General features: G+C 70.6%; 19 protein-coding genes. 8 read left to right on the top strand and 11 right to left on the bottom strand.

The features are described from left to right. Nucleotide 1 precedes the first annotated feature (1 nt). The 5 genes from FB453_RS13085 to FB453_RS13065 all read right to left on the bottom strand — a co-directional run bounded on the left by FB453_RS13085 (nucleotide 2) and on the right by FB453_RS13065 (nucleotide 5,379). A complete protein-coding gene (locus FB453_RS13085) occupies nucleotides 2-1,018 on the bottom strand; it encodes a coiled-coil domain-containing protein (RefSeq protein WP_112584727.1) in 1,017 nt (338 codons plus the stop codon). Nucleotides 1,019-1,198: 180 nt separating this feature from the next. Beyond that, nucleotides 1,199-2,008, bottom strand: coding sequence for an inositol monophosphatase family protein (locus FB453_RS13080; protein WP_145790185.1), 810 nt, complete (start codon nucleotides 2,006-2,008; stop codon nucleotides 1,199-1,201). After that, complete coding sequence (locus FB453_RS13075) at nucleotides 2,001-2,453, bottom strand: response regulator (RefSeq protein WP_088987503.1); 453 nt, start codon at nucleotides 2,451-2,453, stop codon at nucleotides 2,001-2,003. Before FB453_RS13075 ends, FB453_RS13080 begins: the two co-directional genes overlap by 8 nt. Next, the gene (locus FB453_RS13070) at nucleotides 2,450-4,183 is read right to left on the bottom strand and encodes a sensor histidine kinase (RefSeq protein WP_145790183.1); all 1,734 of its coding nucleotides are present in this window, start codon (nucleotides 4,181-4,183) and stop codon (nucleotides 2,450-2,452) included. Before FB453_RS13070 ends, FB453_RS13075 begins: the two co-directional genes overlap by 4 nt. Next, the gene (locus FB453_RS13065; RefSeq protein ID WP_145790181.1) at nucleotides 4,180-5,379 is read right to left on the bottom strand and encodes a fused response regulator/phosphatase; all 1,200 of its coding nucleotides are present in this window, start codon (nucleotides 5,377-5,379) and stop codon (nucleotides 4,180-4,182) included. Before FB453_RS13065 ends, FB453_RS13070 begins: the two co-directional genes overlap by 4 nt. Before the next feature lie 290 nt (nucleotides 5,380-5,669). On the opposite strand from FB453_RS13065, the gene FB453_RS13060 reads away from it, so the two are divergent. Next, entirely contained in the window at nucleotides 5,670-8,090 is a 2,421-nt protein-coding gene (locus FB453_RS13060; RefSeq protein ID WP_486480253.1) for a zinc-binding metallopeptidase family protein, read from the top strand. A 232-nt stretch (nucleotides 8,091-8,322) separates the two neighbouring features. Here FB453_RS13060 and FB453_RS13055 read toward each other — a convergent pair whose 3' ends face one another. Together FB453_RS13055 and FB453_RS13050 are read right to left on the bottom strand one after the other, a co-directional pair. Beyond that, complete coding sequence (locus FB453_RS13055) at nucleotides 8,323-8,820, bottom strand: NUDIX domain-containing protein (protein ID WP_145790178.1); 498 nt, start codon at nucleotides 8,818-8,820, stop codon at nucleotides 8,323-8,325. 16 nt (nucleotides 8,821-8,836) lie between these two features. Beyond that, the gene (locus FB453_RS13050; protein ID WP_145790176.1) at nucleotides 8,837-9,154 is read right to left on the bottom strand and encodes a hypothetical protein; all 318 of its coding nucleotides are present in this window, start codon (nucleotides 9,152-9,154) and stop codon (nucleotides 8,837-8,839) included. A 283-nt stretch (nucleotides 9,155-9,437) separates the two neighbouring features. On the opposite strand from FB453_RS13050, the gene FB453_RS13045 reads away from it, so the two are divergent. Next, a complete protein-coding gene (locus tag FB453_RS13045) occupies nucleotides 9,438-9,932 on the top strand; it encodes a GNAT family N-acetyltransferase (protein WP_222431344.1) in 495 nt (164 codons plus the stop codon). Between the two features lie 924 nt (nucleotides 9,933-10,856). Here FB453_RS13045 and FB453_RS13040 read toward each other — a convergent pair. The 3 genes from FB453_RS13040 to FB453_RS13030 all read right to left on the bottom strand — a co-directional run bounded on the left by FB453_RS13040 (nucleotide 10,857) and on the right by FB453_RS13030 (nucleotide 12,491). After that, nucleotides 10,857-11,111: a Smr/MutS family protein gene (locus FB453_RS13040; RefSeq protein ID WP_007465523.1), complete on the bottom strand. Its 255-nt coding sequence runs from the start codon at nucleotides 11,109-11,111 to the stop codon at nucleotides 10,857-10,859. Between the two features lie 121 nt (nucleotides 11,112-11,232). After that, nucleotides 11,233-11,601 (bottom strand): tetratricopeptide repeat protein, encoded by a 369-nt coding sequence (locus FB453_RS13035; protein ID WP_112584722.1) that lies wholly within the window; start codon nucleotides 11,599-11,601, stop codon nucleotides 11,233-11,235. A 119-nt stretch (nucleotides 11,602-11,720) separates the two neighbouring features. After that, complete coding sequence (locus FB453_RS13030; RefSeq protein WP_112584721.1) at nucleotides 11,721-12,491, bottom strand: ROK family protein; 771 nt, start codon at nucleotides 12,489-12,491, stop codon at nucleotides 11,721-11,723. A 62-nt stretch (nucleotides 12,492-12,553) separates the two neighbouring features. Here FB453_RS13030 and FB453_RS13025 point away from each other — a divergent pair, with 62 nt between their 5' ends. The 3 genes from FB453_RS13025 (at nucleotide 12,554) to FB453_RS13015 (ending at nucleotide 15,402) form a co-directional block, all read left to right on the top strand. Next, nucleotides 12,554-14,191 carry an ABC-F family ATP-binding cassette domain-containing protein gene (locus FB453_RS13025; RefSeq protein WP_112699091.1) on the top strand — a complete coding sequence of 546 codons (1,638 nt, stop codon included), beginning with the start codon at nucleotides 12,554-12,556 and terminating at the stop codon, nucleotides 14,189-14,191. Nucleotides 14,192-14,229: 38 nt separating this feature from the next. Then, a complete protein-coding gene (locus FB453_RS13020; protein ID WP_091402668.1) occupies nucleotides 14,230-14,538 on the top strand; it encodes a hypothetical protein in 309 nt (102 codons plus the stop codon). Nucleotides 14,539-14,676: 138 nt separating this feature from the next. Then, nucleotides 14,677-15,402, top strand: coding sequence for a methyltransferase domain-containing protein (locus tag FB453_RS13015; protein WP_112584718.1), 726 nt, complete (start codon nucleotides 14,677-14,679; stop codon nucleotides 15,400-15,402). A gap of 18 nt (nucleotides 15,403-15,420) precedes the next feature. On the opposite strand, the gene FB453_RS13010 is transcribed toward FB453_RS13015, so the two are convergent. After that, nucleotides 15,421-16,428: a LacI family DNA-binding transcriptional regulator gene (locus FB453_RS13010; protein ID WP_145790172.1), complete on the bottom strand. Its 1,008-nt coding sequence runs from the start codon at nucleotides 16,426-16,428 to the stop codon at nucleotides 15,421-15,423. Between the two features lie 147 nt (nucleotides 16,429-16,575). On the opposite strand from FB453_RS13010, the gene arfA reads away from it, so the two are divergent. The 3 genes from arfA (at nucleotide 16,576) to FB453_RS12995 (ending at nucleotide 20,455) form a co-directional block, all read left to right on the top strand. After that, nucleotides 16,576-18,090: an arabinosylfuranosidase ArfA gene (arfA, locus tag FB453_RS13005; protein ID WP_145790170.1), complete on the top strand. Its 1,515-nt coding sequence runs from the start codon at nucleotides 16,576-16,578 to the stop codon at nucleotides 18,088-18,090. A gap of 61 nt (nucleotides 18,091-18,151) precedes the next feature. Further along, nucleotides 18,152-19,483, top strand: a complete 1,332-nt coding sequence (locus FB453_RS13000) for an ABC transporter substrate-binding protein (RefSeq protein ID WP_145790168.1) — start codon at nucleotides 18,152-18,154, stop codon at nucleotides 19,481-19,483. Nucleotides 19,484-19,489: 6 nt separating this feature from the next. Further along, complete coding sequence (locus tag FB453_RS12995) at nucleotides 19,490-20,455, top strand: carbohydrate ABC transporter permease (protein WP_145790166.1); 966 nt, start codon at nucleotides 19,490-19,492, stop codon at nucleotides 20,453-20,455. Nucleotides 20,456-20,460 lie beyond the last annotated feature (5 nt).

Here is a 20,460-nt window from a genome sequence, read left to right as displayed (position 1 = left end):
GTCAGTACATCGAGAGATGAACATGGTTCGTGTGAGACGCCGCCGGAGAGCCGCTTCCACTGTACGAGCGCCAACCGGTGCCGGGATGCCAGATCTGCCGGTACCAGATCACGTAGAGCACGCCCAGCCGGTCAGCGTTGCGCACGTGCCAGGCGGCCAGGCTGTCCCCGTACGCCTTGTCGCCGCCGGTCGCGTTCTTGTCCTCGAAGCCGTTCGTGGCGGCCGAGAAGTCGCAGGCCCGGCCCTTCGGATGCTCGCCGCTGCCACCGCTGCGCTTGCAGGAGACGTGCCGCTTGTAGCCGGCCGCCTGGGTCTGCTTGAGCGCGTTGAGGGTGCGCGGAGTGATGCACCCGGAGGTGGTCGGGTCCTTCACCGAGCAGGATTCCGGCGGCCACGACCCGTCGGAGTTACGCGGCGCCGGCTTCGCCGAGGCGGAGCTGCCACCGCTGAAACCGTTGCTGCCGCCGGAGCTGACCTCGGCGAGCGCCTCCTCGGCTTCCTTCTTCTTCTTCGCCATCACGGCGAGTTGCTTCTGCTGCTCGCGGACCTCGGCGTCGATGGCGACCTTGGCCTGCTGCGCCTGCTGCCGGGCTTCGGTGAGGTCACGCAGCCGCTTGCTGTCCCGCTGGGCCATCAGGTCGAGGTCGCCCGCGCGTTGGAGGAACGCCTCCGGCGTGGCGGTGTTGAGCAGCATCGAGACAGCGCTCAGCCGACCCACCCGGTACGACTGGGCGGCCACCTCTCCCACCTGGCTGCTGAGCCCGACCAGCCGACCCTCCAGCGTCGCCAGCTCACCGGTAAGCGCCGTCTGGCGACGCTTGGAGTTGTCCAGCTTGGCCTTGGCCTCGATGTGGCCCTTGGCGGTCAGCTCCAGCGCGTCCTGCAACTTCTTGCTGCCGCCCTCGCCAGGCTCCGCGTACGCGGGCACGGCGGCACCGCCGAGCACCAGCGCGACGGCGGCGAGCAGGGCGAACAGAGCGCGGCGACCGAGCCGCGGGCTGAGCCTGGTCCTGGGCACGAAAGCGTCCTTCCGTCGACCGCCGGCCCCCGATGAACACTGCACTGCGGCGCCGGTCGGCGGCCTGCTGGCGGAGACCGCCGGTCACGATACCGGATCGTGGGCCGGTGACCAGCCCGCTGACCCTCGGACCGCCTGGATGTCGACGGAGCGTCCCAACGTGGTCGCGCAGCGCGCGGATCAGGTGCTCAGGAGCGCGTCACGCACCTCGAGCCAGACCTGCTCGTTGGCCGCGACGAGCAGACCGCGGCCGTCGTCGGCGGGGTGGTAGTCGACGCCGTCGAACCGGCGGGCGACACCCCCGGCGGCGCGGACCAGCACCGTGCCCGGGGCGTGGTCCCAGGGCAGGGTGCGCCAGAAGAGGGCGAACTGCTGCTCGCCGGTGAGGATGTCCAGGTACTCCCGACCGGCGCAGTGCAGGCCGGGCAGCAGCTCACCGAGCCGCCGACCGCCGGCGCGGACCCGGTCGCGGGTCTCCGGCGGCAGGAACTTGGTCATCGCCGCGCCGCGCAGCTCGCCGAGCGGCGGCACCGTGCCGGTGCCGTCCACCGGCCGACCGTTGAGCAGGGTGCCCTCGTCCGCCGAGCCGGCGGCGAGAGTGCCGGCGAGCGGGTCCAGGATCCAGCCCGCGGTCGGCCGCCCGTCGGTCAGCAGCGACACCATCAGGGCGAACGGCCGTCGACCGGCGGCGAAGTTGGCGGTCCCGTCGACCGGGTCGACCAGCCAGACGTCCCCGCCGTCACGTAGGTGTCGCAGCAGCCCCGGATCGTCGGCGACACCCTCCTCGCCGACCACCATCGAACCCGGCCGCAGCCGGCGCAGCCCCGCCGAGAGCAGCTCCTCGGCCCGGCGGTCGGCGACAGTGACCACCTCGCCGGGCGCCTTCTCCGACACGTCGTCGTCGTCGAGCTTGCGGAACAGTGGCAGCACGACCTGGTCGGCGGCCTCCCAGAGCAGGCCGCCGACGTGGTCCAGCAGGGTGTCAGCCACGCGGCGGCAGCTTGACCACGCTGACGAAGAACTCGTCGATCTGACGGACCACCGAGATGAAGCGCTCGAAGTCCACCGGCTTGGTCACGTAGGCGTTGGCGTGCAGCTGGTAGCTGCGCAGAATGTCCTCGTCGGCCTGCGAGGTGGTGAGCACCACCACCGGGATCCGGCGAAGCTCCTGGTCCTTCTTGATCTCTTCCAGCACCTCCCGGCCGTCGCGCCGGGGCAGGTTGAGGTCGAGCAGGATCAGGTCGGGTGCCACCGCGTCGGCGTACTGACCCTCCCGGCGCAGGTAGGCGAGCGCCTCGGCCCCATCGGAGACGACGGTCAGCCGGTTACGCAGCTTGTGCTCCTCGAACGCCTCCTGGGTCATCAGCACGTCACCCGGGTCGTCCTCGACGAGCAGGACCTCGATCGGGCTCTTGCCATCCGCCGGCGCGGTCATCCCACCGTCTCCCTCATGTCACCCGTTCTACCGCTTTCCAGCGTCTCGTCGACCCGGTCCGGCTGGTCCGGCCCGTCGGCCTGCTCCGTCAGCGCTGCTGGGGCCTCGGTCGAGGGCGTCGCGTCGTCCACGGCCGGGACGTTCGGCTCCCCCGCGGAATCGGCGTCGGCAGCTGCCGCGACGTCCTCGGGAAGTGCCGGCAGGGTGAACCGGATCGCGGTGCCCTCCGGCACGTCGGTGTCCACCCAGACGCGGCCGCCGTGGTACTCGACGATCTTCTTGACGATCGCCAACCCGATGCCGGTGCCCGGGTACGCGTCCTTCGAGTGCAGCCGCTGGAAGATCACGAAGATCTTGTCGGCGAACTCCGGCTCAATCCCGATGCCGTTGTCCTGGCAGGTGATCTCCCACTCGGCGCCCACCAACCGGGCCGAGACGTGCACCTTCGACGGCACATCCGGGCGGCGGAACTTGATCGAGTTGCTGACCAGGTTGGCCAGCAGGTTGGTGAGCAGTGGTTCCTCACCCGAGATCACCGGCAGCTCGTCCCAGGTCAACTCGGCGTCCGCGTACTGCCGGGCGGCCTCGGTCTGGCCAGCCACGTCGCCCATCACCTTGTTGAGGTCGACCTCGACGAAGCCGGTGGTGAGCCGCCCGATCCGGGAGAACGCGAGCAGGTCGTTGATCAGGCGCTGCATTCGTTGCGCGCCGTCCACCGCGAACGCGATGTACTGGTCGGCCCGCTCGTCGAGCTGCCCGGCGTAACGGCGCTGGAGCAGCTGACAGAAGCTGGCGACCTTACGCAGCGGCTCCTGCAGGTCGTGCGAGGCCACGTACGCGAACTGCTCCAGGTCGCGGTTGGACCGGGTCAGCTCCTCGGCCTGCTTCTGAAGCTGGCTGTTGACCCACTCGATGCGCTCGCGGGCGGCCCGGACCTCGGCCAGGTCGGCGGCGATCTTCTGCCGCATCGCGTCCACGTCCTCGCCGAGCTGGATGAACTCCGGCGGGCCGACGGTGGCGATGCGGTGCTGGTAGTCGCCCTCGGCGACCTCGCGGACCTGGGTGGCGAGGCCGGTCAGTGGCCGGACCACCATCCGGTCCAGCGAGAGCAGCAGCACCGCACCGGCCACGACCACCACCAGGGCGGCCACGATCAGCAGGACGACCAGCACGTTGCTGCTGGTACGCACGTTGGTGGCGGTCTGCTCCCGGGCGGCCAGGACCTCCGCCTGGAGGTCGTTCACCGCCGAGCGCACCTCGTCGAACTGTTGCCGGGCCGCTTCGGTGACCAACGCCTGGCCGGCGGTGGTGCCGCTCTGCTCGGTGGTGGCGATCACCGGCTCCGCGACCGACTGTCGCCACTGCGTGACACGCTCCTCGACGGTCCGCAGCTCCTGGCTGATCTGCGGATAGTCGTCGAGCAGCGTCCGCATCGAGACGATGACGCTCTGCTCCTGGGCGAGCCCTTCCCGGTAGGGGTTCAGGTCGTCCTGGTCGCCGCTGACCGCGTACCCGCGGATCGCCGTCTCCTGGTCGAGCAGCGCGTTGAGCAGTTCCTGGGACTGCACCCGCAACGGGCCGGTCTCGTTCAGGACCGCGTCGATCTGGGTGCGGTTGCGGGCGGCCATCGCCGCTTCCGCGCTGGCCAGCCCGATCAACAGGAAGCCCACGACGGTGAGCAGGGTGATCACCCGGCGGCGGAGACTCCAGCCGCCGACCACCGGCTTCACCGGCCACCGCCCCGGCTGACCAGCAGCATGGCCACGTCGTCGGCGAGCGGGCCACCGTTGAGCCGCTCGGCGCGCCCGACCAGCCACGCCGGCAGCTCGGGCAGCGACACCGAACGGTTGGCCGGCTCGTCCAGCAAGCCACTGAGGCCCGGCACGTCGAGCCGTTCGTTGCCGGCACCCACCCGCCCCTCGATCAGGCCGTCGGTGTACATCAACAGGGACCAGTCATCGGTGTCGAACTCCAGGTCGTAAGCGATCGGCCGGCGAGGTCGTACGCCCAGCAGCAGGCCGCCGGGCGCGGGCACCGGGGCGACCCGGCCGCCGGAGAGCAGCAGCGGTGGCGGGTGCCCGGCCAGTCGGACGGTGGCCCGGTTGGCGTCCAGGTCCAGTCTGACGGTGGCCACCGTCGCGAAGATCTCCTGGAGGCGGCGCTCACTCATCAGCACCTGCTCCAGGGCGGGCAGCACCTCGTCGTCCGGCACCCGGGCGAGCACCAGGGCGCGCCAGGCCACCCGCAGCTCGACCCCGAGCGCGGCCTCGTCCACACCGTGCCCACAGACGTCGCCGACGATCAGGTCGAGGCGGTCCGGGTGGGTCTGCACCACGTCGAAGAAGTCTCCGCCGATCAACGCGGCGTGCCGGCCCGGCCGGTAGAAGGTGTGCACCGCGACCTGGTCGGTCGTCATCAGCGGTTGGGGCAGCAGGCCGCGTTCGAGTCGGGCCGACTCGGCCTGGCGCAGCTCGACCTCGCGCAACCGGCGGGCGTTCTCGTCGGCGCGCTTACGCTCCACGGCGTAGCGCAGCGCCCGGGTCAGCAGCACCCCGTCGACCTGGCCCTTGACCAGGTAGTCCTGGGCACCCTCGGCGACCGCCACGACACCCAGGTGCTCGTCCGTGCGGCCGGTCAGCACGCAGACCGCGGCGCCGCTGGACATCTCCAACACCTGGCGCAGCCCGTCCAGCCCCTGCGCGTCGGGCAGGCCCAGGTCCAGCAGGACGCAGTCGACGTCGCTGATCCGCTGCCGCGCCTCCCGGAGACTGGTGGCGACCAGTAGGTCGATCATCGAGTTCGTCTCGGCGAGCAGCTCACCGACCAGGAAGGCGTCGCCCTCGTCGTCCTCCACCAGCAGCACCCGCAGCCGCTCACCCGGCGGCAGGTTGGCGTGCCGCGCCAGGCCACCGTGCGGGTACGGCACAACTGGGGAACCGGCCAAGCCGGCCCCCCGGTGCGGCCGGGTCACCGCCGCCAGACGCGGGAGTTCGCTGGTGATGTCGGGCTCCTTCCGAGTGCCCTGCTGATCCTGTATTAGACAACGGTCGCACACAACACGACGCCTGCGGCGCGGCCGGGGATGGGGCGCATCACTGCTCGGCCGTGGACAAACCGGGCGGCTGATGGACGCGGGACCCACCGGCCATCCCATCCGCAGCCCCCGACGGGCAGGATGATCCCACCCCAGGCCCCACCACCCCCCGAGGAGTTCCCGTGGGCGCACCCACCACCCCGGCCACGACGGGCACGCCGCCCCGTCCGATTCCGGGCGTACACCCTGCCAGCCGCGCGCTGACCCGGCCGCGTCGGCGGCTCGTGGCCGCCGCGGCGGCGCTGGTCGCGCTGGCCGCGGTCGGCGCCGGCAGTCTGCTCGACCTGCGCACCCCGGCCCCGAAGTCGGCCGACGCGCCGGCTGGCGAGTTCAGCGCCGGCCGCGCGTACGAGGACGTCCAGGTGATCGCCGCCCGGTCGCACGTCGCCGGCAGCCCGGCCAACGAACAGGTCCGCGCGCACCTGGAGCAGCAGCTGCGGGGGCTGGGCCTGGAGACCGAGGTGCAGGACACTGTGGCACCGGAGGCCGGTCAGCTCAGCGGGGCGGCGGGCGGGGCGACACTGGCCCGGGTCCGCAACGTGGTGGCCCGGCTGCCCGGCACCGGCTCGACGGGTCGGGTCTTCCTGGTCTCCCACTACGACTCCGTACAGACCGGGCCGGGCGGCAACGACGACGCGGCCGGCACGTCGACCATCCTGGAGGTGGCCCGCGCGCTGACCACCGGCCCCCGGCCGCGCAACGACATCGTCTTCGTGCTGACCGACGCCGAGGAGGCGTGCCTCTGCGGCGCTGCCGCGTTCGCTGCCAGCCACCCGCTGGCCGCCGACGGCGGTGTGGTGCTCAACCTGGAGGCGCGGGGCTCCACCGGGCCGGTGATCATGTTCGAGACCTCCCGGAACAACGCGAAGCTGGTGGACATCTTCGGCCGGGCCGCCCCACACCCCGTCGGCACCTCGTTCGCTGTGGAGATCTACCGCGCGCTGCCCAACGACACCGATTTCACCGCCTTCCTCGATAAGAAGTTCGTCGGGCTGAACTCGGCGTACATCGACGGCGGCGCGATCTACCACACGCCGCTTGACACCCCGGCCGCCATGGACCGGGGCAGCCTCCAGCAGCACGGGGACAACGCGTTGGGCCTGGCCCGGGAGTTTGGCGGCACCGACCTGACCGACCTGCGCTCCGGGCACGACGCCACCTACTTCCCCGTCCCCGGCGGGCTGGTCCGCTACCCGGGCTGGCTCACACTGCCGCTGGCCCTGCTCGCGGTGGCCCTGGTTGCCGCCCTGGGCTGGCTGACCCGCCGCAGCGGCCGGGCCAGCACCGGCCGGCTGGCCGCCGGCTTCGCGCTGGCCCTGGTGCCCATCGTCGCCGCGCCGGTCGCCGCCCAGCTGCTCTGGCTGGCCATCACCACGATCCGACCGGGGTACGCGGAGCTGCTCGACCCGTACCGGCCGATCTGGTACCGCCTGGCCGTCCTGGCGCTCGCCACCGCCATCCTGTTCACCTGGTACGCGCTGACCCGCCGCCGGATCGGCCCGGCCGCGCTCGCCGTCGGCGGGCTGGCCTGGCTGGCCCTGCTCGGGGTGCTGCTCGCCCTGGCGGTGCCGGGTGGGGCGTACCTCACCACGGTGCCGGCGCTGGCCGGCGCCCTCGGCGGGCTGGTCGCGCTGCGTACCCGGCAGACCGGACCGTGGCCGGTGGTGGCGGTGACGGCCGCCGCGGCCGTGGGTGTGGTCATCCTGCTGCCCACTGTGGTGCTGCTCTTCCCCGCGCTCGGGATGGCCATGGGCGGGGTGGCCGCGCTGGTCGCGGTGCTGCTCGGCCTGGTCGCCCTGCCCGTGGTCGACCTGCTGCACCCGCAGGCCGGCGGCCAGCGCGGTCTGCTCGCGCTGCGGGCCCGGCGGCTCGCGGTGCTGCCGGCCGGCGCCGCCGCCGTGGCGGCGGTGGTGCTCGCCGGGGTCGGCCTGGGTGTCGACCGCTTCGACGCCGCCCACCCCGCCCCGACCCACCTGATGTACGCCATGGACGCCAGCACCGGCCAGGCCCGTTGGCTCAGCCACGAGAGCGACCCGCAGCCGTGGACGGACGGCTACGTGGATGGGGTCACCGACGTCGGCGACGACTTCCCCGGGCTCGGCGACGGCGAGCTGCGGGCGGGCCCGGCGCAGTCGGCGAACCTGCCGGCACCGAAACTGGAGGTGGTGGCCGACGCCACTGCGGGTGGCGAGCGCACGCTGCGGCTGCGGCTCACCCCGCAGCGGGCGGCCCGGCTCGCCACCCTGCACGTCGACACGTCGACCGCCACCGTGCTGCGCGCCGACGTGGCGGGACGGTCGGTGCCGGTGGAGCCCCGCGCGGGGAAGTGGGGCTTCGGGCTGGTGTTCCACGCCCCGCCAGCGGAGGGCGTCGAGGTCACGTTGACAGTGCGCCCGATCGCCGGGCAGGTCGCGCTGCGGGCCATGGACGCCAGTGACGGGCTGGACGCGCTGCCCGGCTTCCGGCCCCGGCCGCCGGCTGTCGGCGTCGTCGGATCGCACAGCTCGGAGATGTTGGCGGTGGCTCGCACCTATCCCATCTGAGATGAAACGGTGGTCCGGCGGAAAGAGCGCTCCGCCGGACCACCGTTTCATCTCTTCCAGTCAGCCCACCGGTTCGGGTTGCCGGCACCTGGCAACGACGGGGAAAGACCCGGCTCTCGTCGTAGCGGCCCATCAGCTAGTCGGCGAGGGCGGCGGCCACGGCACCCGCGTTGACGCCCTCGCGCGTTGACCCTCCACAGAGAGGCCAGTGCTCCCGTCGCCCCTCAGACGTTCACAGGCCGAGCGCGGCGGGTTGGGTCGGCACTCCGTCAGCGATCAATGCGGCCAACGGCGTGGCGAGGTCACGTGGCGAGAACAGTTCCGGACCGCGGTGTTCCCTGATCTCTGACAGCGACCACCAACGCCAGCCGATGACGTGCTCGGCGGCGAGTTCCTCATCGCTCATCGAACCACGCGGCGTGAACGACGCGGTCCGAACGAGGAAGTAGTTGTTCACGACGCCATCGTGACCGGGTGCGAACCCGGCGGCGACTATCTCCTGGTGCCAGACCTGAGGCGGGTCGGCATCGAGAGCAAGACCGACCTCTTCGCGCAGCTCTCGCCGCAGGGCGGCCAGTGGCGTCTCGCCGTCTTCGACGCCACCCCCGGGAGTGATCCAAACGGCGATCGTGCCGGCCGGATCGGGAATGGCGAGTCGTAGCAACAGAACACGGTCGTCCTCATCGACGACGACCGCACGCGCCGATCGCCGCAGGTTCATCGTCGACATCAGGACACCCTACGGGTCAACGATCACCGTCGACGCCCGCGACGGCATGGCGGCCTGACGCGCCTGCGGCCATGAACCAACCAATCGCCGCCTCCCGCTCGTAGGTCGATCGGGCTTCCCATGCCCGCTCCCACGCATCTCCGTTGCCGCCGCCAGCGGCGAAAGCCGTGAACTGGCGGGCTTGCGCGCGCACCTCATCCGCCTGTTCGGCCGTGACCACGCGCAGGATCAGCGGCCGAGGCTGTGACGGAACCCAGTCGGGTCCGGCCGAGAACCAGTACTCCCGATCCTCGTAGCGGGCCAGCCCGTCCAGCGGCCCGTCGTAGAAGTCCAAGACCTCGACGATCTGGACCCCAACAAGCTGAGGCAGACCGTGCGGGCCGGCGGGATCGTGGTGCACCACGCACGCTAACCGCTCTCGCTGATCATGGCGGTCCCTACTTCCAGCGGCATTGATCCAGTTCGTGGAGGTACTCGATCGAATCGGACGAGACAACCCGCGAGCGGCACCCGCATCAGGCGTCGATGGCCAATGATGGTCGCTGTTGGTTCGCGATGAACGGCCTCGAGACGGCATGATCTTGGCTCTGTCCGATCGTGTGTGCGAGGCTTCGGCGGTGACTGACGTCGGCATCCACGCAGCCAGTTCGGCTGATTCCGAATTCCTGGTCGACATGCTCGTGGAGGCCGTGAACTGGCTGCCTGAGCGCAACTGGTCTCGCGAGCAGATCCTGGCGAATCCCGCGCTGGCTCACTATGTCGCTGGGTGGATGCAGCCAAACGACTTCGGCTTGGTTGCGGTGGACCGAGCTGATCGGTCAATCGGCGCGGCCTGGTTCCGATACCTGACCGCGGCCGATCCGGGCTACGGGTATGTGAGTGACGACGTGCCAGAGCTGACTATCGGGGTGGTGGAAACCTGGAGGGGCCGAGGTGTGGGCCGGGTGCTTTTGCGCGCAGTTCTGGACGCCGCACGAGAACGTGGCATCCGCACAGTGTCGCTGAGCGTGGAGCGGGCGAACTTCGCTGCGAGGCTGTACGCCGCCGAGGGGTTCCGCACAGTCGAGTCGTTCGAGGACGCGGACACGATGGTCGCTGAGATCGGGGCCTGAGGTCAAAGGCTAAGCCGCCGCCATTTCCAGCGGTATTGATCTAGGGACGGAGTGTAGTCGATCAAAACGGACGACTGCGGCTCCGAGCTGCTGCTACGCCTGGCATGGATGGTCAACGATGGCCGGTCGGTCAAGCCTTGTGGAATCCTGCGCGGGTGACGTGTGAGATATGCGGACGTGAGCTGGTTCTCAACGGCGTGACCAACCTCCATGGACGTGGGCCAACCCGGTGGTACTCGTGCTCTCACTGCCCAGCGCAGTTCTACCAGGTCGAGAAGACCGGTGAGTCCTTCTATGGGCCGCGCGCCCCGATAGACCAGCAATGGGCGGCCGGTCACCCAGCCACCGCAGACTCGTCGGACCCGAGTGCCAAGCTTCACGCCGTGGGCGACGGGACCCTATGCGGTCTTCCACGACACCAGGTGACGGTGTATCGGCTTCACTTCGATCCATCACGGCCCAACGCATGTGCCGCCTGTGTGGCTGCGGCCCAGGAAGTCGATGCCCGCTGGCCGGCAGAGGAGCGGTGAACCTCCCGGTCGTCACCAGGTAGTCGCCCCCGCCGCATCTCCCCGGCTGTGCCTTCCAGCCATCCCGGAGCGCCTGAGCGCCCCGCCGGAGGCACTGCTCGTGTCTCGACCAAATCGATGCCCCGGAACCGCCATCGACCATGGCGGCCCGGGGCTTCTTCGTACGTCGCGCCGCCGGCGGGCTATCACCGACGCGCTGGCGGCCGAAGGCCAAAGGCGCAGCGGCGGGCCATCGGCCCGGCCCAGGTTCGGCGGCGCGAGCGGCCTGCGAAGCGGGCCGCCTTGAAATCCCGTACAGAAAGTTCTCACAAGACTGGATCACCCCTAAGCCACTTTGGCTGGGTTAATCGGCCCTGCCGGCAGCCGGCTATGCAGGTCAGAGGCTATGTCGTTCCTACTTCCAGCGGAAGTGGACGAAGAGGCGGCCGAAGTTCTTCGAGTCCTTCTCTACGCGGTGGTAGAGCTGCTTGACGTCCTTCTGGTCGAGGAACCGCAGCACCCGCTTCTTGAGCTGGCCGGACCCCTTGCCGGGGATGATCTCGACGAGGGTGGCCTTCTTCGCCACCGCCTCGTCCATGATCCCGCGCAACGCCCGGTCGATGTCCTGGCCCTTGTTGAAGATCTCGTGCAGGTCCAGCTTGAGCTTCATGCCGCAGCCCCCGGCCGGTCAGGTCCCATGTCCGCCATCCTAGGCACGCCCGGCAGGTCGCCCGCCAGGCGACGAAGGGGCGGCCCCGAAGGGCCGCCCCGCACGCGTCACCGGGTCAGGCTCAGCGCCTGCCGCCGAGGCGGGTCTCCACCCGCTCCAGCGCGGTCCGGTAGTCGTCGTTGGCCGCGTACATCGCCGCGGCGATCCGCAGGTGCCGCAGCGCGTCGGTGTGTCGGTTCAGCCGCTCCAGCGTCCGACCGAGCACGTGGTGCGCGTAGTGGTCGCTCGGGTCCCGCTCGACCAGCTCGCGCAGATGCTCCTCGGCCCGGTTGAGCTGGGCCGACTGGAAGTACGCCCGGGCCAGCAGTTGCCGGACCGCCGCGTTGCCGGGCTCGGCGTCGATGATCGGCTCCAGCAGTCGGGCTGCCCCACTGGGGTCACCGGTTTCGAAGAACATGGTCGCCCGCCGGTAGTCCGCCAGAAGATCCATCTGCCACCTCCTCGGGTCGCACCGTCACCTGTTCCGACGCTGGCACAACACCGGGAGTTTGGCGACTGTTCCCGGGGTCGAGATCAGGTCAGTTCCGGCCCCCGACGGCCGCCGAAGGGTCAGGTACGGGCGTCCCGGCGTCCGGCGGAAAGTTCCCAGGCGCGGACACCGCCGACGATTCCGGCGGTGTTCGGCACCACCACCACGTCGTCGCCCATCCGGGTCAGTTGCTCGGGCCGGATCAGTCGGGAGTTACCCCCGCCCAGGTAGAGCCGGTCCCAGCGGAACACCGGGCGCAGCCCGTCCACCACCTGGCGGATCCGACGAGACCAGAAGGCGTCGCCGAGCCGCCGCCGTTCCGGCTCGCCGACGTACGTGTCGTAGGTGGTGCCCCAGCGCACCGGCGCGTGCGACAACTCCAGGTGCGGTGCGAGCACCCCGCCGTCGAAGAGCGCGCTGCCCAGCCCCGTCCCCAGGGTCAGCACCAGCTCGCAGCCGGTGCCGGCGACCACTCCGGCGCCGTGCACCTCGGCGTCGTTGAGCACCAGCGCCGGCACCCCGAACGCGTCGGCCAGCGCGCCGCGCGCATCCCAGCCGGACCACTCGGCCAGCAGGTCCGGGTCGACCCGGGTGCGGGGGCCGTTGCGGGTCACATAGTGCGGGGTGCTGACTACCACTCCGTGCCGGATCATCCCGGGTACGCCGACAGTGATCCGGTCCGCCGTTGGCAGGCGCCCGCCGAGATCCAGCAGGGTCCGGACAAACAGCGCGGGCGGCAACGGGTACGGAGTGGGCACCCGCAACGGCCGGGCCCGCATCGTTCCCGCCTCGTCGAGCACCGACGCCTTGATGCCCCCGCCGCCACAGTCGATCGCCAGTGTGGTCACCACGTCGTTGAGTCTGCCCGCTGCCGGCCGGTCGTATGCGGGCGGCCGGATAGGCTGCCGTCCTGATGAGCGCCACGATGATCGTCAAGGACCTGGCCGCCGGGCACGGCGACCGCCCGCTCTTCGCCGGACTGGACCTGGTGGTCGCCCCCGGCGACGTGGTCGGGCTGGTCGGGCCGAACGGGGCCGGCAAGTCGACACTGCTGCGTACCCTCGCCGGGTTGTTGCCGGTCGAGGCCGGCAGCGTGCGGCTCAGCCCGCCCACCGCGAGCGTCGGCCACCTGCCACAGGAACCGGAACGGCGGCCGGGCGAGACGGTACGGGACTTCCTGGCCCGCAGGACCGGGGTGACTGCCGCGCAGGCGGCGTTGGACGCGGCGACCGAGGCGCTGACCGCCGGGGCGGCGGGTGCCGACGACGCGTACGGCGACGCGCTGGAGCGTTGGCTCGCCCTCGGCGGCGCGGACCTCGACGAACGCGCCGAGCAGGTGAGCGCCGACCTGGGGCTCGCGGTCGACCTGGACCACCCGACGACCGGGCTCTCCGGCGGTCAGGCGGCCCGGGCCGGGCTCGCGTCGCTGTTGCTCAGCCGGTACGACGTGTTCCTGCTCGACGAGCCGACCAACGACCTGGACCTGGCCGGGTTGGAGCGGCTGGAGGAGTTCGTCACCGGTCTGCGGGCCGGCACGGTGCTGGTCAGCCACGACCGGGAGTTCCTCACCCGCACGGTGACCCGGGTCGTGGAGCTGGACCTGCCCCAGCAGCAGGTGCACCACTACGGCGGCGGCTACGCGGCCTACCTGGAGGAGCGCGAGGTGGCCCGTCGGCACGCCCGCGCGGACTTCGAGGAGTACGCCGACACCAAGGCCGGGCTGGAGGCTCGGGCCCGCACCCAGCGTGGGTGGATGGAGAAGGGCGTGCGGAACGCCCGCCGCAAGGCCACCGACAACGACAAGATCGGCCGCAAGTTCCGCAGCGAGTCGAGCGAGAAGCAGGCCGCCAAGGCCAAGCAGACCGAACGGCTGATTGAACGGCTCGACGTGGTCGAGGAGCCCCGCAAGGAGTGGGAGCTGCGGATGGAGATCGCCGCCGCGCCCCGCGCCGGCGCCGTCGTGGCCACGCTGCGCGGAGCCGTGGTACGCCGTGGTGGTTTCACCCTCGGCCCGGTCGACCTCCAGATCGACTGGGCGGACCGGGTCGCGGTGACCGGGGCGAACGGCTCGGGCAAGTCCACCCTGTTGGCCGCGCTGCTGGGCCGGCTGCCGCTGGACGCCGGCACCGCCTCGCTCGGGCCCGGCGTGGTGGTCGGCGAGGTGGACCAGGCCCGCGGGTTGTTCCTCGGCGACGTGCCGCTGATCGACGCGTTCGAGGCGGCCGTACCCCACCTGTCGCCGGCGGACGCGCGGACCCTGCTGGCCAAGTTCGGCCTGCGGGCGGCGCACGTGCCCCGACCGGCGGCCACCCTCTCCCCCGGTGAGCGGACCCGGGCCGCGCTGGCCCTGCTCCAAGGCCGTGGGGTCAACCTGCTGGTGCTGGACGAGCCCACCAACCACCTGGACCTGCCCGCCATCGAGCAGCTCGAATCGGCGCTCGCCAGCTACCCCGGAACGCTGCTGCTGGTCACCCACGACCGGCGGATGCTGGCCGCCATCGAGACCAACCGGCGACTGCGGGTCGACGCCGGGCGGATCGCCGAGGATTGATCCGTGCCCGCGGGTCGGCGCGGGGTGAGAATGACTCCATGCTCAAGTGGGAGTACGCCCTGCTGGTCCGCCGCCGCCAGGCTGCGACCAACGACCTCGGCTGGGAGGTCGTCTTCGTCTGGTACGGCCCGGACGGCTCGATGGTCGACGTGACGCCGTACGGCGACACCGCCCTGGCACACCTGAACCGGGCCGGCGACCAGGGCTGGGAGTTGGTCGCGATGAGCGAGGACCCGTCCCTGCCCGGCAACAACGAACTGCACCGCTACCACCTCAAGCGGCCGAAGCCCGCCGACCCGCCGCCTCGCCAGCGGATGCGCGGGGGCCGCCGCACTCTCTCCGGCTGACCCGGGCGCGGGCCGAGCCTGGGGCGCCGGCGGGCTGCGACACGCCCACCGCACTGTTGCGCGGGCCACGCCGATCTGGTGGACGAGTGGGGCATACCGGGCGCGATTGCGGGTATCGCGCGGCGGGAGGTGGCCCGAATGGTCGCTTTGGCACAGACTCCGCCCTCGGCCGACCGGCTGCGGGCGATCGACGATTCCCTCGCACAGGCGTGGGCGGACCAGGTCCGCCACGATGATCGGTTGCGGGACCTGGCGGTCGAGGTGCGGTTCGACCGGGGGGTGGCCCATCTGAGCGGCGACGTGGCCGATCCCGCCCAGCTACGGCTGGTGCGGGAGCTGGTGGGGCGGCTGGCCGGTGTCTACGGCGTCTGGTGCCGGGTCGGCATCGGCGGGCGGGCGCCGGTGGTGGTGGACCTCGGTTGTGGGCCGACCAAGCAGTGGTCGAGCAACCTGGGGCTGGACATCTACCCGGCGCCCGGAGTGGATGCCGTGGCGGACCTGTCCGGCTCGCTGCCGCTCGCCGACAACTCGGTGGACGTCCTCTTCGCGGTGCACATCCTGGAGCACCTGATCGACTTCCTGCCGCTGGTCGACGAGTGTCATCGGGTGCTCCGCCCCGGTGGGGTGCTGCACGTGATGAGCCCCTGGTGGGGGCACGTGAACGCGGTGGCCGACCCGACCCACGTCCGGCTGATGGACGTGCAGACGTTCAAGGGGATCTGCCAGCTGCGGCCACCGGGCACGCCGCGCTGGTACCCACTGCACGCGGGCTGCGACGGCGCCTCGATCTTCGCCGACCTGACGCCCCTCCCCCCGGACGCCGACCCGGCACCCCAGTCCCACCTGGCCCGCTTCTTCGACTGACCCCACCCGGTCCGGGGGTCAGGGGACCTGGGTGGATTCGCGAAGTTCCAGGCGGTAGGGGGCGGACAGCTCCTTCGCCGGGGCGGTGCGGTCGCCGTCCAGGCGGTTGGCGAGGAGTTCGACCGCCAGTTGGGCGATCTTCTCCTTGTCCGGGGCGACGGTGCTCAGGGTGGGGATGGAGAACCGGCCGTCCTCGATGTCGTCGAAGCCGACCACCGCCACGTCCTCGGGCACCCGCAGCCCTGCCTCGTGCAGGGCGCGGAGGGCACCCAGGGCGAGGGTGTCGTTGAAGCAGAAGACTGCGTCGGGGCGTACACCGGAGGTGAGCAGGCCCTGCATGGCGGCCGCACCGTCGGCGCGGTGCCAGGCCGACGCGGGCGCCACCAGGGTCTCGTCGTAGTCGAGCCCGGCGGCGCGCAGCGCGTCGGTATAGCCGGCCAGGCGCAGTCGGGCGCTGGCGCCCTCGTCGGTTCGCTGGGAGCCGATGGCCGCGATCCGGCGGTGGCCGAGCTGGATCAGGTGAGCGGTGATCTCCCGGGCCGCGGTCACGTTGTCGATCACCACTCGATCGGCGGGGCCGTGTTCGACCCGCTCGCCGAGCAGCACCATGGGCGTGCCGTCCAGGCCGGCCAGGTCCTCCGCCGTGAGCGCCAACGGGCTGAAGATGAGCCCGTCGATCAGGTGGTCGGTGATACCGGAGGCGACCACCCGTTCCTGCTCCCGCCGACCGCCGGTCTGGTCGATCAGCACCGTCCAGCCGTAGTCGGCGGCGGCGGTGACCACGTAGCGGGCCAGTTCGGCGAAGTACGGGATGTCCAATTCCGGAACGGCCAACGCGATCACGCCGGTGCGGCCCTTACGCAGGTGGCGGGCCGAGAGGTTGGGCCGATAGTTGAGCTCGGCGATTGCCTCTTCGACTCGGGCACGAGTGTCCGGCCGCACGTGCACGTAGCCGTTGACGACGTTGGAGACGGTCTTCACCGACACCCCGGCCCGTTCAGCCACGTCCTTGAGCCTGTGTCGCACTCCCCAACCTCCCCGATGTAACCCAGCGCACCATACCTCGTCACCAGCTCTTTACAACGTTGCCTACAACGTTGTAGAAACGGTGGACACCGGGTGAACAGTGACCGCGCTCACCCGGGCATCGGCACCAGGAAAGGTGGCACTTCCTTGCGGACCGCGCAGCTGACGATCGACCCGGCCTTCTCCATCGGCCCGGCCGACCGACGCCTCTTCGGCTCATTCGTCGAGCACATGGGGCGGTGCGTCTACGGCGGCATCTACGAGCCCGGCCACCCCAGCGCCGACTCCCGGGGCCTGCGCCGCGACGTGCTGGACCTGACCCGCGAGCTGGGCGTTTCGGTGGTCCGCTACCCGGGTGGCAACTTCGTCTCCGGCTACCGCTGGGAGGACGGGGTCGGCCCGGTCGGGAACCGCCCCCGCCGGCTCGACCTGGCCTGGAAGACGATCGAGACCAACGCGTTCGGGCTGGACGAGTTCATGACCTGGGCCGCAGAGGCAGGCGTCGAGCCGATGATGGCGGTCAACCTCGGCACACGCGGGGTCCAGGAGGCACTGGACCTGCTGGAGTACGCCAACCACCCGGGCGGCACGGAGCTCTCCGACCTGCGGCGCAAGCACGGCGCCGAGGACCCGTACGGGGTGCGGCTGTGGTGCCTGGGCAACGAGATGGACGGCCCGTGGCAGGTCGGCCACAAGACCGCTGACGAGTACGGTCGGGTCGCCGCCGAGGCCGCCCGTGCGATGAAGATGATCGACCCGTCGATCAGCCTGATCGCCTGCGGCAGCTCCAACCGGCGGATGCCCACCTTCGCCTCCTGGGAGGCGACGGTGCTGGAGCACACCTACGAGCACGTCGACTACATCTCGGCGCACACCTACTACGACCCGTCCGACGGCGACCAGGCCAGCATCCTGGCCTCGGCCGTCGACATGGACAACTTCATCACCGAGGTCGTCGCGACCGCCGACCACGTGGCCGCCAAGCAGCGGCACAAGCGCAAGCTGAAGATCTCCTTCGACGAGTGGAACGTCTGGTACGAGTCCCGCCTCCAGGCCGACCTGGACCGGCGCGGCTGGGTCGAGGCCCCGGCGCTGATCGAGGACGACTTCACAGCTGTCGACGCGGTGGTCGTCGGTGACCTGCTGATCACCCTGCTGCGGCACGCGGACCGGGTCGGGGTGGCCGCGCAGGCCCAGCTGGCCAACGTGATCGCGCCGATCCGTACCCGCAACGGCGGCCCGGCCTGGCGGCAGAGCATCTTCCACCCGTTTGCGCTGACTGCCCGGTACGCCCGGGGCACCGTGCTGCGCACCGACCCGGTGTCGCCGCGCTACGACACGAAGAAGTACGGGGACGTGCCGGTGCTCGACACCGTCGCCGTGCACGACGAGGAGACCGGCGAGCTGACCGTGTTCGCGGTCAACCGGGACCAAACGGACCTCGCATTGGACATCGACCTGCGCGGTCTGCCAGGACTATCCGGTTATTCCTTCCAGAGCATCGTGGCCGGGTCTGACCCGTCGGCGATGAACACCGAGGCCGAGCCCGACCGGGTGACGCCTCGGGACCTGCCCACCCCCACCCCCGACGGCGGCCGGTGCACAGTGCGCCTGCCCGCCGTGTCCTGGAGCGTGCTCCGCTTCGGCCCGGCCAACGCGTAGGTGTCACACCGGTTCTGAGCAGGCACAATTCATTCCGTTCCCCCTCAAGGAGAGATAAAGCATGATCCAGAACGACATGAGCCGGCGTCGCCTGCTCGGCCTCGGTCTCGGACTCGGCGCCGCGGCCTCGCTGACCCTCGCGGGTTGCGGCGGCGGCGATGACAGCGCCTCCGGGCCGGCCGCCGGCAACGGGGGCAAGGAGTACACCGGTCCCAAGGTGGACCTGAAGCTGTGGAACGGCTTCACCGGCGGTGACGGCGAGATCTTCAAGACGCTGGTGAACCAGTTCAACACCGAGCACAAGAACATCGCCGTGTCGGTGGCCACGTACCAGTGGGAGGACTACTACAACAAGCTCCCCGGCGCGGCCTCCAGCGGCAACGGCCCGGACATCGCGGTCATGCACATGGACCAGCTCGCCACCTTCGCCGCCCGCGGCGTGATCACCGAGCTCGACGACGTCGCCAAGAATCTGGAACTCGCCGAGGGCGACTTCGCCCCCACTGTGTGGAAGGGCGGGCTCTACAACAACAAGCGGTACGGCATCCCGCTGGACATGCACCCGCTGGGCTTCTACTACAACAAGACCGTCATGCAGAAGGCCGGCCTGGACCCGAACAAGCCGCCGACGACGAAGGACGACTACGTCGCCGCGCTGACCGAGCTGAAGAAGGCCGGCATCCAGGGCTTCTGGGTCAGCCCGTTCCAGTTCACCGGCGGCATGACCTTCTACTCGCTGCTCAACCAGTGGGGTGCCACCCTGTTCGACGCGGACGTGGCCAAGGCCACCTTCAACTCGGACCCGGCGGTCGAGGCGTGCACCTGGCTGGTCGACATGATCAAGCAGGGCTTCTCGCCGGCCAACGTCGGTCAGGACGCCGACTACCTGTCGTTCAAGAGCGGCAAGAACGCCTTCACCTGGAACGGCATCTGGCAGATCAACGATCTGAAGAAGAGCCCCGACGTGCAGTGGGGCGTGGCTCCGCTCCCGCAGATCGGCAGCAAGCCGGCCGCCTGGGCCAACTCGCACAACTTCACCATCGTCAAGCAGCGGGCCAACGACGCCAACAAGGTCTCCGGTGCCAAGGTCTTCATCAACTGGCTCAGCGAGCACTCGCTGGACTGGGCGAAGGGCGGCCAGGTCCCGGCCCGTAAGGCCGTCCGCGAGGGCGCCGAGTTCAAGGCGCTGCCGGAGATCTCGGCGCTCGCCCCCGAGCTGGAGTACGCGGCCTTCCCGCCGGCGGCCCCGGGTCTCGGCGAGGTCATGAAGACCTTCTACGACTCCTTCAACGTGGCAGCGCTGGGCAAGAAGTCGCCGAAGCAGGCGCTCGACGAGGGCGTGGCCAAGGCCAACAAGCAGCTCGAGGACAACCGCAAGAAGTACGGGAGCTGATACCCCGTGGCGGACGTGATCGAGGTCGGGGCGGCGCGCGGTGACGCGCCGCCCCCGGCGGCCAACGCAGTCCGCCGGTCCGCCTCGGCGGGTCGGACCAGACGGGCGACGCCATATCTGTTCCTCGCTCCCTACCTGGTCCTGTTCGGGGTGTTCGGCCTGCTGCCGATCGTCCTCGGCGTCTGGCTGAGCGTGCACCAGTGGGACTTCCAGCTGCCCAACCGGCCGTTCGTCGGGTTGGACAACTACAAGCAGCTCTTCTCCAGCGACTCCGCCGTCTACGGCGACTGGTGGCAGAGCGTCCGGGCCACCGCGATCTTCACGGTGCTGTCGGTGCCGCTGCTGGTGGTCGTACCGCTGGGGTTGGCACTGCTGCTCAACCGCTCCTTCCCGGGCCGGACGTTTTTCCGGGCCATCTACTTCGCGCCGTACGTGCTGGGTGTCGCCGTGATCGGCCTGCTCTGGCGGTTCCTGCTCGACGCCAACCTGGGCCTGGTCAACCGGCTCCTGGGCGTGGTCGGGTTGCCGTCGGACACCCCCTGGGTGACGAACATGCCGTGGGCGTGGATCTCCCTGGTCGGGGTGACCGTCTGGTGGACCTCCGGCTTCAACGCGGTGATCTACCTGGCCGGTCTCCAGGACATCTCGCCGGAGCTGTACGAGGCGGCCCGGATGGACGGCGCGAACGCGTGGCAGCGGTTCCGCAACGTCACACTGCCCGGGCTGCGGCCGGTGCTGCTCTTCGTGATCACCACGACAGTGCTCGCCTCGGCGAACATGTTCGGCCAGTCGTTCCTGATCACTCAGGGTGCGCCCGGCACGGAGACCCGCACTGTGGTGTGGTTCATCGTCGAGGAGGGCCTGCGAAACAACAACGCCGGCAAGGCCGCCGCGATGAGCATCGTGTTCGCCCTGCTGCTGGCGGTCGTGAGCATCGCCAACTTCCGCCTCTTCCGCTACAAGGAAGACTGAGGGGA

The sequence above is a fragment of the Micromonospora sp. CNZ322 genome (assembly GCF_007827755.1).
This window is presented reverse-complemented; position numbering and strand designations above follow the sequence as displayed.

Excerpts from the sequence above, each read along its gene's own strand:
- FB453_RS13075 (WP_088987503.1), bottom strand. The coding sequence starts at position 2,453 with ATGACCGCGCCGGCGGATGGCAAGAGCCCGATCGAGGTCCTGCTCGTC.
- FB453_RS13055 (WP_145790178.1), bottom strand. The coding sequence starts at position 8,820 with ATGTCGACGATGAACCTGCGGCGATCGGCGCGTGCGGTCGTCGTCGAT.
- FB453_RS13040 (WP_007465523.1), bottom strand. The coding sequence starts at position 11,111 with ATGAAGCTCAAGCTGGACCTGCACGAGATCTTCAACAAGGGCCAGGAC.
- FB453_RS13035 (WP_112584722.1), bottom strand. The coding sequence starts at position 11,601 with ATGGATCTTCTGGCGGACTACCGGCGGGCGACCATGTTCTTCGAAACC.
- FB453_RS13025 (WP_112699091.1), top strand. The coding sequence starts at position 12,554 with ATGAGCGCCACGATGATCGTCAAGGACCTGGCCGCCGGGCACGGCGAC.
- FB453_RS13020 (WP_091402668.1), top strand. The coding sequence starts at position 14,230 with ATGCTCAAGTGGGAGTACGCCCTGCTGGTCCGCCGCCGCCAGGCTGCG.
- FB453_RS13015 (WP_112584718.1), top strand. The coding sequence starts at position 14,677 with ATGGTCGCTTTGGCACAGACTCCGCCCTCGGCCGACCGGCTGCGGGCG.
- FB453_RS13000 (WP_145790168.1), top strand. The coding sequence starts at position 18,152 with ATGATCCAGAACGACATGAGCCGGCGTCGCCTGCTCGGCCTCGGTCTC.